The sequence below is a fragment of the Streptomyces sp. NPDC088387 genome, from assembly GCF_044753385.1.
Classification (GTDB): domain Bacteria; phylum Actinomycetota; class Actinomycetes; order Streptomycetales; family Streptomycetaceae; genus Streptomyces.
The window spans coordinates 318,746-332,800 of sequence record NZ_JBIVNC010000009.1; the positions used below are offsets into that span (position 1 = coordinate 318,746).

At 70.3% G+C, this 14,055-nt stretch carries 10 protein-coding genes; 4 read left to right on the forward strand and 6 right to left on the reverse strand.

All coding sequences use genetic code 11. From position 1 onward, the window contains the following. Positions 1-41 precede the first annotated feature (41 nt). Together ACIQAC_RS25140 and ACIQAC_RS25145 are read left to right on the forward strand one after the other, a co-directional pair. Positions 42-2,303, forward strand: coding sequence for an ATP-dependent RecD-like DNA helicase (locus ACIQAC_RS25140; RefSeq protein ID WP_402194322.1), 2,262 nt, complete (start codon positions 42-44; stop codon positions 2,301-2,303). A 234-nt stretch (positions 2,304-2,537) separates the two neighbouring features. Next, on the forward strand, positions 2,538-3,827 hold the full coding sequence (locus tag ACIQAC_RS25145) for a citrate synthase (RefSeq protein WP_402194323.1): 1,290 nt from the start codon (positions 2,538-2,540) through the stop codon (positions 3,825-3,827). A 736-nt stretch (positions 3,828-4,563) separates the two neighbouring features. On the opposite strand, the gene ACIQAC_RS25150 is transcribed toward ACIQAC_RS25145, so the two are convergent. From ACIQAC_RS25150 to ACIQAC_RS25165, 4 genes are all read right to left on the reverse strand, one after another. Then, the gene (locus tag ACIQAC_RS25150; RefSeq protein WP_402194325.1) at positions 4,564-6,810 is read right to left on the reverse strand and encodes a heavy metal translocating P-type ATPase; all 2,247 of its coding nucleotides are present in this window, start codon (positions 6,808-6,810) and stop codon (positions 4,564-4,566) included. 109 nt (positions 6,811-6,919) lie between these two features. After that, the gene (locus ACIQAC_RS25155; RefSeq protein ID WP_402194326.1) at positions 6,920-7,159 is read right to left on the reverse strand and encodes a heavy-metal-associated domain-containing protein; all 240 of its coding nucleotides are present in this window, start codon (positions 7,157-7,159) and stop codon (positions 6,920-6,922) included. 71 nt (positions 7,160-7,230) lie between these two features. Further along, entirely contained in the window at positions 7,231-8,181 is a 951-nt protein-coding gene (locus ACIQAC_RS25160) for a PrsW family intramembrane metalloprotease (RefSeq protein ID WP_402194328.1), read from the reverse strand. A gap of 214 nt (positions 8,182-8,395) precedes the next feature. Continuing rightward, positions 8,396-9,031, reverse strand: coding sequence for a TetR family transcriptional regulator (locus ACIQAC_RS25165; RefSeq protein WP_402194329.1), 636 nt, complete (start codon positions 9,029-9,031; stop codon positions 8,396-8,398). Positions 9,032-9,241: 210 nt separating this feature from the next. Here ACIQAC_RS25165 and ACIQAC_RS25170 point away from each other — a divergent pair, with 210 nt between their 5' ends. Both ACIQAC_RS25170 and ACIQAC_RS25175 read left to right on the forward strand, forming a co-directional pair. Further along, positions 9,242-11,461, forward strand: a complete 2,220-nt coding sequence (locus ACIQAC_RS25170; RefSeq protein ID WP_402194330.1) for an MMPL family transporter — start codon at positions 9,242-9,244, stop codon at positions 11,459-11,461. Positions 11,462-11,792: 331 nt separating this feature from the next. Continuing rightward, positions 11,793-12,836, forward strand: coding sequence for a zinc-dependent alcohol dehydrogenase family protein (locus ACIQAC_RS25175; RefSeq protein ID WP_402194331.1), 1,044 nt, complete (start codon positions 11,793-11,795; stop codon positions 12,834-12,836). Here the strand turns inward: ACIQAC_RS25175 and ACIQAC_RS25180 are convergent. Next, complete coding sequence (locus ACIQAC_RS25180; protein ID WP_402194332.1) at positions 12,820-13,416, reverse strand: GNAT family N-acetyltransferase; 597 nt, start codon at positions 13,414-13,416, stop codon at positions 12,820-12,822. The two genes, ACIQAC_RS25175 and ACIQAC_RS25180, sit on opposite strands and share 17 nt — an antisense overlap. 144 nt (positions 13,417-13,560) lie before the next feature. After that, the gene (locus ACIQAC_RS25185) at positions 13,561-13,758 is read right to left on the reverse strand and encodes a helix-turn-helix transcriptional regulator (RefSeq protein WP_402194333.1); all 198 of its coding nucleotides are present in this window, start codon (positions 13,756-13,758) and stop codon (positions 13,561-13,563) included. Between the last annotated feature and the right edge of the window lie 297 nt (positions 13,759-14,055).

The following is a 14,055-nucleotide window of genomic DNA, read 5'->3' on the forward strand; positions in this document are numbered from 1 at the left end:
GCAGGGCCCGCACTGTCACACCTCCCCGGTACCGTCGGATCATGTCCAACCAGACGGCAGCGGCCCCCGGCGAACGGCAACTCGCCGTCCTCGAAGGCGTCCTGGAGCGCATCACGTACGCCAACGAGGACAACGGCTACACGGTCGCCCGGGTCGACACGGGCCGCGGCGCAGGCGACCTGCTCACCGTCGTCGGCGCGCTGCTCGGCGCCCAGGTCGGCGAATCCCTCCGGATGGAGGGCCGCTGGGGCTCGCACCCCCAGTACGGCAAGCAGTTCACCGTGGAGAACTACACGACGGTGCTCCCCGCCACCGTCCAGGGCATCCGCCGCTACCTCGGCTCCGGGCTCGTCAAGGGCATCGGCCCGGTCTTCGCCGACCGCATCACCCAGCACTTCGGCATCGACACCCTGACGATCATCGAGGAGGAGCCGAAGCGGCTGATCGAGGTCCCCGGCCTCGGCCCCAAGCGCACCAAGAAGATCGCCGACGCCTGGGAGGAGCAGAAGGCGATCAAGGAGGTCATGCTCTTCCTCCAGACCGTCGACGTGTCGACGTCGATCGCCGTACGCATCTACAAGAAGTACGGCGACGCCTCCATCTCTGTCGTGAAGAACCAGCCGTACCGGCTCGCCTCCGACGTCTGGGGCATCGGGTTCCTCACCGCCGACAAGATCGCCCAGTCCGTCGGCATCCCGCACGACAGCCCGGAGCGCGTCAAGGCGGGCCTCCAGTACGCCCTTTCGCAGTCCACCGACCAGGGCCACTGCTATCTGCCCGAGGAGCGGCTGATCGCCGACGCGGTCAAGCTCCTCCAGGTCGACACCGGCCTCGTCATCGAGTGCCTCGCCGAGCTGGCCGCCCCGCCCGAGGAGGGCGAGGACCCGGGTGTCGTACGGGAGAAGGTGCCGGGCCCTGACGGCGGCGAGCCGGTCACCGCCGTCTATCTCGTCCCCTTCCACCGCGCCGAGCTCTCCCTCTCCGCCCAGCTCCTGCGCCTCCTGCGCACCGAGCGGGACCGGATGCCCGGTTTCCACGACGTCGCCTGGGACAAGGCGCTGACCTGGCTGAAGGGCCGTACAGGCGCCGATCTCGCGCCCGAGCAGGAGGCGGCCGTCAAGCTGGCCCTGACCGAGAAGGTCGCCGTCCTCACCGGTGGCCCCGGCTGCGGCAAGTCCTTCACGGTCCGCTCGATCGTCGAGCTGGCCCGCGCCAAGAAGGCCAAGGTCGTGCTGGCCGCGCCCACCGGCCGGGCCGCCAAGCGGCTCGCGGAGCTGACCGGCGCCGAGGCCTCCACGGTCCACCGGCTCCTGGAGCTCAAGCCCGGCGGGGACGCGGCGTACGACAAGGACCGCCCGCTGGACGCCGACCTGGTGGTGGTCGACGAGGCGTCGATGCTGGACCTGCTCCTGGCCAACAAGCTCGCCAAGGCCGTACCGCCCGGCGCCCATCTGCTCTTCGTCGGGGACGTGGACCAGCTGCCGAGCGTCGGCGCGGGCGAGGTGCTGCGGGATCTGCTGGCGGACGGCGGCCCGGTGCCGGCCGTCCGGCTCACCCGGGTCTTCCGGCAGGCGCAGCAGTCGGGTGTGGTCACCAACGCCCACCGGATCAACGCCGGACAGCACCCGGTCACCGACGGCATGAAGGACTTCTTCCTCTTCGTCGAGGACGACACCGAGGAGGCCGGACGGCTCACCGTGGACGTGGCGGCCCACCGGATCCCGGCCAGGTTCGGCCTCGATCCACGCCGTGACGTGCAGGTTCTCGCGCCCATGCACCGCGGCCCGGCCGGCGCCGGCGCGCTCAACGGGCTGCTCCAGCAGGCCATCACCCCCGGCCGCCCCGAGCTGCCGGAGAAGCGGTTCGGCGGCCGGGTCTTCCGTGTCGGCGACAAGGTCACGCAGATCCGTAACAATTACGAGAAGGGGGAGAACGGTGTCTTCAACGGCACCGTGGGCGTGGTCACCTCTCTCGACCCGGTCGACCAGCGGCTCACGGTGCTGACGGACGAGGACGAGGAGGTTCCGTACGAATTCGACGAACTGGACGAACTGGCTCACGCGTACGCGGTGACCATCCACCGTTCGCAGGGCAGTGAGTATCCGGCCGTGGTGATCCCGGTCACCACCGGCGCGTGGATGATGCTCCAGCGGAACCTGCTCTACACGGCGGTCACCCGGGCCAAGAAGCTCGTTGTCCTCGTCGGTTCACGCAAGGCGATCGGCCAGGCGGTGCGCACGGTGTCCGCGGGACGCCGCTGCACGGCACTCGACTTCCGGCTCGCCGGTGCCCGATCCGGGTGACCGGCCGGTGACCGGGGGAGTGACTCCACAAAAATGATCGATCAAATGAGTCACAAGGGTCACAGGGCACTACCGGAAGGCGGACCGACCGGGCAGGATGGGCAAGTTGGCGGCACTGAGTGCCGCCAATAGGCCCAATGGTCGACCCCGAGTGCACTCTCCTGAGCCAAATGGGGGATGGTAGAGACAGTCAGGGCACCTCGAAGATGAGGCACTACGTCGGTGAGGGAAGACGTGAGCGACAACTCTGTAGTACTGCGGTTCGACGGCAGCGAGTACACCTACCCGGTGATCGACAGCACCGTCGGGGACAAGGGCTTCGACATCGGGAAGCTGCGCGCCCAGACCGGTCTTGTGACCCTGGACAGCGGCTACGGCAACACCGCCGCCTACAAATCCGCGATCACCTACCTCGACGGCGAGCAGGGGATCCTCCGGTACCGCGGTTATCCGATCGAGCAGCTGGCCGAGCGCTCCACTTTTGTGGAGGTGGCGTACCTGCTGATCAACGGCGAACTGCCGACCGTGGACCAGCTCTCCGCCTTCAAGGGCGAGATCACGCAGCACACCCTGCTGCACGAGGACGTCAAGAACTTCTACACGGGCTTCCCTCGCGACGCCCACCCGATGGCCATGCTGTCGTCGGTCGTCTCCGCGCTGTCCACCTTCTACCAGGACAGCCACAACCCCTTCGACGAGAAGCAGCGCAACCTCTCGACGATCCGGCTGCTCGCCAAGCTTCCGACGATCGCGGCCTACGCGTACAAGAAGTCGATCGGCCACCCGTTCGTCTACCCGCGCAACGACCTCGGTTACGTCGAGAACTTCCTGCGGATGACCTTCTCGGTCCCCGCCCAGGAGTACGACCTCGACCCGGTCGTCGTCGCGGCGCTCGACAAGCTGCTGATCCTGCACGCGGACCACGAGCAGAACTGTTCGACCTCCACCGTGCGACTGGTCGGCTCCTCGCAGGCGAACATGTTCGCCTCGATCTCCGCCGGCATCAGCGCCCTGTGGGGCCCGCTGCACGGTGGCGCCAACCAGTCGGTGCTGGAGATGCTGGAGGACATCCAGACCTCCGGCGGTGACGTCGACTCCTTCATCCGCAAGGTGAAGAACAAGGAGGACGGCGTCCGCCTGATGGGCTTCGGCCACCGGGTCTACAAGAACTTCGACCCGCGCGCCAAGATCATCAAGGCCGCCGCGCACGATGTGCTCTCCGCGCTCGGCAAGTCCGACGAGCTGCTGGACATCGCGCTGAAGCTGGAGGAGCACGCGCTCTCCGACGACTACTTCACCGAGCGCAAGCTCTACCCGAACGTCGACTTCTACACGGGCCTGATCTACCGGGCCATGGGCTTCCCGACCGAGATGTTCACGGTCCTGTTCGCCCTCGGCCGGCTCCCGGGCTGGATCGCCCAGTGGCACGAGATGATCAAGGAGCCGGGCTCGCGCATCGGCCGCCCGCGCCAGATCTACACGGGCGTCGTCGAGCGCGACTTCATTCCGGTCGAGGAACGCTGAGTCATTTCGCCCCGGGCCCCGTATTCCCCAGCAGTGGGATGCGGGGCCTGTTGCTTTGGCGGGCACAGGCCCCGTCCACGAGGAAGCGGCACAACGCACTGTCCTCGGGGAGGCGGCCCGAAGCACTGCTGAGCGACCCGGCAATGCAGAAGGCGCCCCGGTACGTCAGTCCCCCCACGGGCCGACGACCAGGGCGCCTTCCCATGTCCCGGTGCGGATTCCCCCCACGGGATCCGGCCGGGCGTCTGGACAGCGCCTGAATCGCTGTGTGAGCACAACGAGCAGAACTCGTCGTACTCGTGTGCAGTTGTTCTGCTGTTCGGTTGTTCTGCTGTGGTGCGGCAGATCTCAGTGGTGCTGATGCATCTGCCGGGACAACGCACGCTGGGAGGGCCGCTCAAAGCTTCCCGGTGTACGTGTCCCGGCAACGCAATTCCGAGGAAGTCCCCCAAGACATCCTCAGATGTCGTCCGACGCCCCCCAAGACGCCGTCTGACATCGTCAACTTAGACCGTCGAACCCCTTCGATGGTTACGTTCTCATCACTGTGATCTGCGTCTCTTGCATATGTCCCGTTGTATACGCTTGAGACCCGATACGACGAACGGGGCTCAAGCGTAAGGAAGATGCGCGAGCCTTGTGAAGAGCTTATGTGAGGCTCGCGCCGGGTTCCAGAGGGTCCCAGGTCACGACTTCGGCGAACCCACGGTAACTTCCCACATTTGTGACCGGTCGTTCAGTGGAAGTTACGCAGCCGCAGGCTGTTCGTCACCACGAACACCGAGGAGAAGGCCATCGCCGCACCCGCGATCATCGGGTTCAGCAGCCCCGCGGCGGCCAGCGGCAGCGCGGCCACGTTGTAGCCGAAGGCCCAGACGAGATTGCCCTTGATCGTGGCCAGCGTCCGGCGCGAGAGCCGGATCGCGTCCGCGGCCGTACGCAGATCGCCGCGCACCAGCGTCAGATCGCCCGCCTCGATCGCCGCGTCCGTCCCGGTGCCCATCGCGAGCCCCAGATCGGCCGCCGCGAGCGCCGCCGCGTCGTTCACACCGTCGCCGACCATCGCCACGGTCCGGCCCTCGCCCTGGAGCCGCCGTACGACGGCCACCTTGTCCTCGGGCAGCACCTCGGCGATCACCTGCTCGATCCCGACCGACTGTGCGACGGCCTCGGCGACGGTCCGGTTGTCACCGGTCAGCAGCACCGGCGTGAGCCCCAGCGCGCGCAGCTCGCGCACCGCCTCGGCGCTCGTCTCCTTCACCGCGTCGGCGACCCCCAGAACGCCGCGTGCCGCCCCGTCCCAGCCGACCACCACCGCCGTACGCCCGGCCCGCTCGGCGGCCTCCGCGGCGCGCGCCAGCTCCTCGGGCAGTCCGTCGTCGAAGAGGCGCCCCACGGCCACCTCACGGCCCTCCACGGACCCGCGTACGCCCCGCCCGGGGACGTTCTCGAACCGCTCCACACCCGGCAGCGCGCCGAGCCGCTCCTCGGCGCCCGCCGCGACCGCCCGCGCCACCGGATGCTCGGAGGCGTGCTCCAGGGCGCCCGCGAGCCGCAGCAGCTCGTCCTCGTGGGTGCCCTCGGCGGCGTACACCTCCTGGAGGGTCATCCGGCCCGTGGTGACCGTGCCGGTCTTGTCCAGGACGACGGTGTCGACCCTGCGGGTGGACTCCAGCACCTCCGGGCCCTTGATCAGGATCCCCAGCTGCGCGCCGCGGCCCGTGCCGACCAGCAGGGCGGTGGGCGTGGCCAGGCCCAGCGCACAGGGGCAGGCGATGATCAGTACGGCGACGGCGGCGGTGAACGCGGCCGTCGGGTCGTCGGTGGCGCCCAGCCAGCCGCCGAAGGTCGCCGTCGCGACCACCAGGACGACCGGCACGAAGACCGCCGAGATCCGGTCGGCCAGCCGCTGTACGGCCGCCTTGCCGCTCTGCGCCTCCTCGACCAGCCTCGCCATCCGCGCGAGCCGGGTGTCGGCGCCGACCCGGTTCGCCTCGACGACCAGCCGTCCGCCGGCGTTCACGGTCGCGCCCGTCACGGCGGACCCGGCCGCCACGTCCACCGGCACGGACTCACCGGTCAGCATGGACGCGTCGACGGCGGAGTGCCCCTCGACGACCGTGCCGTCGGTGGCGATCTTCTCGCCGGGGCGTACGACGAACCGGTCGCCGACGGCCAGTTCGGCCACCGGCACCCGTACCTCGCGTTCCGCACGGAGCACGGTCACGTCCTTGGCGCCCAGCTCCATCAGGGCCCGCAGCGCGGCGCCCGCCCGGCGCTTGGCGCGCGCCTCCAGATAGCGGCCGAGCAGCAGGAACGCGGTGACTCCCGCGGCGACCTCCAGATAGATCGTCGAGGCCGCGTCCGTACGGGAGACCGTGAGGTCGAAGCCGTGCCGCATGCCCGGCATCCCGGCGTCCCCGAGGAACAGCGCCCACAGAGACCAGCCGAACGCGGCCAGCGTGCCGATCGACACCAGGGTGTCCATGGTCGCGGCCGAGTGCCGGGCGTTGGTCCAGGTGGCGCGGTGGAAGGGCCGGCCGCCCCAGACGACGACGGGCGCGGCGAGGGTGAGCGAAAGCCACTGCCAGTTGTCGAACTGGAGGGCCGGGACCATCGCCAGGAGCACCACCGGGACGGCCAGCGCGACGGTCACGACGAGCCGCTGCCGCAGGGCCGCCAGTTCCGGGTCGTCCGGGGTGTCGGCCGTCTGCTCGGGCACCTCGGGGCGCGGCTCCTCGGCGGTGTAGCCCGTCTTCACCACGGTCGCGATCAGATCGGCGACGTCGGTGCCGGCCGGGTAGCTGACCCGCGCCTTCTCGGTCGCGTAGTTGACCGTGGCGCTGACGCCGTCCATCCGGTTGAGCTTCTTCTCCACACGGGCCGCGCAGGAGGCGCAGGTCATCCCGCCGATGACCAGCTCGACCTCGGAGGCGGGCGCGCTCGTCGCGGCTATGGGGGAGTGGTCGGTGGTGCTGGACATGTCTTCCGTACTCCAGACGACGGAACGGACCGGGCCGCTGCGGGACGGCCCGGTCCGGGAAGGGGTGCTTCGCGCGCGGCCCGGTCCCGCGGGGGTGCCGGGGCCTGGATCAGGCGCGGCCGACCAGTTCGTAACCGGCCTCGTCGACGGCCGCGCGGACGGCCTCCTCGTCCAGCGGGGCGGTGGAGACGACCGTGACCTCGCCCGACGCCGCGACGGCCTGCACCGAGTCGACGCCGGACAGCTGGGAGAGCTCCTCGCGGACGGCGCCTTCACAGTGGCCGCAGGTCATCCCGTTCACCTTGTAGACGGCGGTGACGGAACCGGAGGTGTCGGTCTGGGCGGTCATGTCGTTCTCCTCGTCGAGGCGTGCGGGACTGAGGTGGCCCAGTGAGGCCCACTACTCCCAACGCTATACCCCTACGGGGTATTTCTCCAAGAGGGGTCGCGTCTCGCGAGCGAACGCCCCCACGCCAGTCCCAACAACGCCACCGCGACCATCCCTCCCACCGAGAACAACGTAAACAGGTGCTGCTGCTCCTCGGTCGGGTGGGGGATGTACCCCAGCGAGAACAGCTGCCGCTGAAGCCCCGTGTCCGTCACGTGCGCGACCAGCCAGACCGCGATGCCGTGCGTCGAGTCCCACAGGGCGTGCAGCAGGGACACCCCGAAGTACGTCACGACGACCGGCCCGGCGAGCCGGAAGCGTCCGTCCGGGCGCCGGTACGACAGCAGCACGCCACCGGCGATCCCCGTCCACAGGCCGTGTCCGAACGGGGCCAGCACACCCCGCAGGATCTCCGTCTCGATCAGCGCCCGCAGATCGATGCCCTCGGTGGAGACGGCCGCGTTGAAGGCGTAGCCCGCGCTCTCCAGCGCGGCGAACCCGAAGCCGACGCTCGCGCCGAGCACCAGCCCGGCGCGCATCCCGCGGATCCGGGGCTGCCGGCGCAGCACGAACATCAGCGCGGCCAGCTTCACCGCCTCCTCGATCAGCCCGACGCCGACGAACATCCACAGCGACGGGTGCAGGAGGTAGTACTCCATCAGCGAGGCGCCGAGCACCCCGAGTGTGCCGCCGGTCAGGAAGCAGCCGAGGATCACGCCGACGCCGAGATCGCGCCCGTGCCGCTCGTAGGCCCAGAGCACAAAGGTCACCGGCACCAGGAAGCTGCCGAGCAGGATCAGCGTCGGCAGCAGGGTGGTGTTCTTCGTCGCGTACGTCACGAGGGCGGTCAGCACCCACAGGGCGAGGCCGCCCCACAGGCAGTGCCGCCACAGCCCCGGCCTGATCTGCGGCCGTGCGGACGGCGGCTGCTGCGGTCCGGGGATACGGGCCCGGGGGGTGCCGGGCGGTGGGGTGTGGGTCACGACGGGTCCCTCTGTGCTCCGGGTACGGCGACGGGTACGCCATCGGCCGGTCGGGGCCGATTTGTCCGAACCCTAAGGGGGGCGGGGCGGGTTCGCAGTCCGGGAGGAGGCGGGGGTGCCTGGAGGGGGCGGGTCGCGGCGGGGCGGGGTGGTGCGGGTTCCCGGTCCGGGGGAGGGTGCCGGTGGTGGGGGAGGGTGCCGGTGGTGGGGCGGGTCAGGCGACGAGGGGGGTGAGGTAGCGGATCAGTACGTGCTTCAGCTCCGTCACATAGGCCTCGCGCTCGGCGCCCGCGCTGCCCAGCACCAGTTCCAGGCCCGCCTTGTACGTGCTGAGGCAGACGTTCGCCGTGCGTTCGACGTCGGCCTCGGGGGTGTCGGGCGGGAGGAGCGAGGAGAGCAGGTCCCGGACCCGGCTCAGGAGGGTCGCGTGCAGGGCGTCGTGCTCCTCGGCGATCCGGCCCGGGATGTCGGGGCCGTGCATCAGCGCGAAGAACACCGGGTGGTCGCAGTTGAAGGCGACGAACCGGTCGATGGCCGAACCGACCGCCTCCTCCAGTGGGGTGGCCCGGTCGACGGGCGCCAGGGCCTCGCCGTACGCCTCCCGCATCTCCCGCATCAGCCGCTCGCCCAGCTCGATCGCGATCGCTTCCTTGTTCGGGAAGAACTGGTAGAGCGTGCCCGGTGAGACGCCCGCCTCACGGGCGATGGCGTTGGTGCTGGCCGCCGTGTAGCCGGTGGTGCTGAACACGGTCGCGGCGGCCTCCAGGAGCTGGGCGATACGGCGTTCGCCGCGGGCCTGGCGGCGTTTGGGCCGTTCCTCCGTCTGCTCGGGCGCGGGTGTGTCGGGCACGAGTCATCCCCAGTTCTCCGAACGCGATTGACAAACGCGAGTGGTCGCTCGCATTCTTGAGAAACGCGAGCGATCTCTCGTGTTTGCCAGTCTATGGCAACAGCTGACCCATGCACCTGCCTGTGCTGCCGGTCCGGCCCGAACAGGGCGGACGGGCCGGGTGGGCACGGGTCGGGTGGACACGGGTCAAGGTGAAGGGGACACCGCACGATGACCGAAGTCAACACGCCGTCACGACCGCCGGGCCCGGGTGGCTGGACGCGGTTCGTCACCGCCCGGCCCCGGCTGTCCCTGCTCGTCGCGCTGGTCCTGACCGCACTCGCCGTGCTGGCCGGCAGCGGGGTCGGCGACCGGCTGGGCGGCGGCGGCTGGGAGGACCCGGACGCCCAGTCGACCTACGCGACCAGTGCGCTGGAGCGCGAGTTCCCCGACTCCCAGCCCAACTTCCTGCTGCTCGTCGACGCCGGCGAGGCCTCCGTGGACGATCCGGCCGTCGCCGCCGAGGCCCGCCGCCTCGCCGAGCGCCTGGCCGGCGAGGAGGGCGTCGCGGGCGTCGGCTCCTACTGGCAGTCCCGGTCGCCCGCCCTGCGCGCCGAGGACGGCCACGAGGCCCTGATAGCGGCCCGCATCACCGGCGAGGAGAACGAGGCGAGCAAAACCCTGGAGCGCATCGCCCCGGAGTTCCGCGGCACCCACGGCCCGCTGGATGTCAGGCTCGGCGGCATCGTCTCGGTCCGCCACGACATGCAGACGACCATCCAGGAGGACCTGCTGCGGGCCGAGCTCATCGCCCTGCCGGTGACGCTCGTCCTGCTGGTCATGGTCTTCGGCAGCGCGATCGCGGCCCTGCTGCCGCTCGGTGTGGGCATCGTCGCGATCCTCGGCACCAACGCCGTCCTGCGCGGCCTGACCGAGTTCACCGACGTCTCCGTCTTCGCCCTCAACCTCACCACGGCCCTCGGTCTTGGCCTCGCCATCGACTACGCCCTGTTCATCGTCCGCCGCTTCCGCGAGGAACTGGCCGACGGCGCCGACCCGTTGACCGCCGTCGGCACCACCCTGCGCACGGCGGGCCGCACGGTCCTGTTCTCCTCCCTCACGGTCGCGGTCTCCCTGGCGGCGATGCTGCTCTTCCCGCAGTACTTCCTGCGGTCCTTCGCCTACGCCGGTATCGCCGTGGTCGTGCTGGCCGCCGCTGCCGCCCTGATCCTCCTCCCGGCGGCCCTGCTGCTGCTCGGCCACCGGGTCAACTCCCTGGACCTGCGCCGGGCCCTGCGCCGCGGCACCCGGCGCAGGCCGCCCGGGTCCGAGGGCCGGGCCTGGGCCCGCCTGGCGGACCTGGTCATGCGCAGGGCGCCGTTCTTCGCGCTGGCCACCACCGCCGTCCTCGTCCTGCTCGGACTGCCCTTCCTGGGCGTGAAGTTCGGCACCGCCGACGACCGCCAACTGCCGTCGACCGCCGAGTCCCACGTCGTCCAGCAGCACATCCGCGACGGCTTCCCGGGCAGCCCCGGCGGCGGCCTGGAGGTCCTCGCCGAGGGCCGCGCGACGCAGGCGCAGTACACCGCCTACAAGCAGCGGATCACCGAACTGCCGGACGTCCTGCGCGTCGAGGGCCCGCTGGTCAACGGCGACGCGGCGTACTTCACGGTCCTGCCGGACGGCGAGGCCGTCGACGAACCGGCCCAGCGCCTGGTGGACGAGATCCGCGCCACCGACGCCCCCTTCGACACCAGCGTGACCGGCACGGCGGCGGTCCTGGTCGACTCGAAGGCGGCCATAGCCGAACAACTGCCGTGGGCGGCGGCCTTCATCGCGGTCGTGACCCTGATCCTGGTCTTCCTCCTGACCGGCAGTGTGCTGATCCCCCTCCAGGCGATCCTGCTCAACGCGCTCAGCCTCACGGCGATGTTCGGCGCGGTGGTCTGGGTATTCCAGGACGGCAACCTGTCCGGCCTGCTGGGCTTCACCAGCCCCGGCTCCATCGAGACGACCCTCCCCGTCCTGATGTTCTGCGTCGCCTTCGGACTCTCCATGGACTACGGAGTGTTCCTGCTCTCCCGCATCAAGGAGGAGTACGACAGGACGGGCGACCACGAGGAGGCGATCCGCCACGGCCTGCAACGCACGGGCGGCCTGATCACGGCGGCGGCCGTCATCCTGGCGGTGGTCATGATCGCCATCGGCACCTCAAGAGTCACCAACACCAAGATGCTGGGCCTCGGCATAGCCCTGGCGGTCCTCATGGACGCCATGGTCGTCCGCAGCCTCCTGGTACCAGCGGTAATGCGCCTCACAGGCAAAGCCACATGGTGGTCCCCACCCGCCCTACGCAAACTCCACACCCACATAGGCATAACCGAATCCCCAGGCAACGCAACGCCCCCCGCCCCAGAGCCCCAAGAAACCCCAACCCCCCAGCACACATAACGAACGCAAGGCACCCCCACCCAGGCGCGCGGGAAACCGCGCGAAAAGCCACGACGCCGCCACACACACAACGAACGCGAGGCGACACCCACCCAGGGGCGCGGGGAACTGCGCGAAAAGCCACGACGCCCCCGCACACACAATGACCGCGAGGCGACACCCACCGAGGGGCGCGGGGAACTGCGCGAAAAGCCACGACGCTGCCGCACACACAATGACCGCGAGGTCCCACCCACCTAGGGGCGCGGGGAACTGCGCGAAAAGCCCCCGCACCCCACACCCCCGCACTGAACACTCAACCGGAATACTGCCCGCAAAGAAGGGAGCCCCCATGCGGGCAGTCGTCATCGAACGCCACTCCCACCCCCCAGAGATCCACGACATCCCCACCCCCACCCCACCCACCCACGGCGTAACCGTCCGAGTCCGCTCGACAGGCCTCTGCCGAAGCGACTGGCACGCCTGGATGGGCCACGACCCCGACATCAGACTCCCGCACGTCCCGGGCCACGAACTGGCCGGCACGGTCGAGACCGTCGGCCCCGCCGTCACCCACTGGCACCCCGGCGACCGGGTCACCGTCCCCTTCATCTGCGCCTGCGGCACCTGCCCCTCCTGCCGAGCAGGAGCCCACCAGGTGTGCGAACGCCAGACACAACCCGGCTTCACCCACTGGGGCTCCTTCGCCGAGTACGTCGCACTGGACCACGCCGACGTGAACCTCGTGGCCCTCCCCGACGACATGACCTTCGCGACGGCGGCATCACTGGGCTGCCGCTTCGCCACGGCGTTCCGCGCGGTCGTCCAGAAGGGCAGGGCTGCCGCGGGCGAGTGGGTCGCGGTACACGGCTGCGGCGGAGTGGGCCTCTCGGCGGTGATGATCGCGGCGGCGGCCGGCGCACGGGTCGTCGCGATCGATGTGTCCCCCCGAGCCCTGGAGCTGGCAAGGAAGTTCGGCGCGACGGAATGCGTGAACGCGTCCACCGTGCCGGACACGGCAAAGGCCGTCAGCGAGCTGACGCACGGCGGCGCGCACCTCTCCCTGGACGCCCTGGGTTCCCCCACGACCTGCGCCGCGTCGGTCAACGGCCTGCGCCGCCGGGGTCGGCACGTCCAGGTCGGCCTGCTCCCCTCGGACACCGGCACCACACCGGTCCCGATGGCCCGTGCCGTCGCCTGGGAGCTGGAGATCCTCGGCAGCCACGGTATGGCCGCGCACACCTACCCGGAGATGCTGGAGCTGGTCGCGTCGGGTGTGCTCCGCCCCGACCTGCTGGTGACGTCGGAGATCCCCCTGGACGCGGTACCGCAGGCACTGGAGGCGATGGGCACGGCCCCGGGCTCGGGGGTGACGGTGATCAACCCCTGGACCTGACGCCCTGGGGACGGGCACCCTCGGGCCACCCCCGATGCCCCGCCCACTCCCGGTCCAGCACCCCCATCAGCACCTCGTCCACCCACACCCCGTCCCGGAGGGACGCCTCCCGCCGTACGCCCTCCACCACGAACCCGACCTTCTCGTACACCCGCCGGGCCCGCGGATTGTCGCCGTAGACCTCCAGCGAGATCCGGTGCAGACCGAGTTCCTCGAAGCCGTGGCCCACGATGAGCCGGGTCGCCTCCGTGCCGAGGCCGCGGCCTCGGCCGCGGGGGCCCATCAGGGTGCGGAAGTTGCAGCCGCGCCGGTGCGGGTCCCACTCGTTGAGGACCACCTCGCCGACGACCTCGCCGGTCGCCCGGTCGGTGACGGCGAGGTCGAGCCGGTCGGGCTGTTCGGAGCGGGTGGCATACCAGGAACGCACCCGGTCCAGGCTCAGCTCGCTCGACGGCTCGAAGGTGAAGCGCAGGACCTCAGGGTCCTGGAGGATCTCCCAGACGGTATCCGCGTCGGCCGCGGTGAACGGCCGCAGCACGGTCTTCTCACCGGTGAGCACGGGCTTGACCAGAAAGCTCATCCGAGGATCCTGCGCACCACCGGTCGACCCCGGCAATCGAATAACGCCCCCCGCTCCCGGGGCGGGGAGCGAGGGGCGTCCAGGGCGCGCGAGCGGAGCGCACCCCCATGGCACCGGCGGAGCGGAGCCGGGGCGTGTTTCGCCCTAGTCCCGCCGGTTCCGGTTCCCGGGTCGGGCGGCGACCCAGGCGCGGACGGTGTCGGCGTACCAGTACGGCTTGCCGCTCTCGACATGGTCCGGCGGCGGCAGCAGCCCGTGCTTGCGGTAGGAGCGCACCGTGTCCGGCTGCACCCGGATGTGCGCCGCGATCTCCTTGTAGGACCAGAGCCTTCGGTCGGTCATGAGTTGCACCTCCCTGCGCGCGCCGCGGCGGCGGCCGGGAGCGGCCGTCGGGGGAGCCGTGCGCTGCGCTGGCGATCACCAAGCCTGTGCCCGTTGAACGACGCAGAGTGACCGGCGGGCAGGGGCTGTCGACCGGGTGTGACGGAGAGCCCGCGTACACGGGACAGATGTGACACGGAGGTGGTGTTTGTGACAGACGTGAAGCAAAGGCGTACGCGGGCCCGAAGGGGAGGCGCACTGGACCTCGGAAGGTTCTCTGGTCAGAATGTCCGGACAAAACATTGACAGGGTCACCGG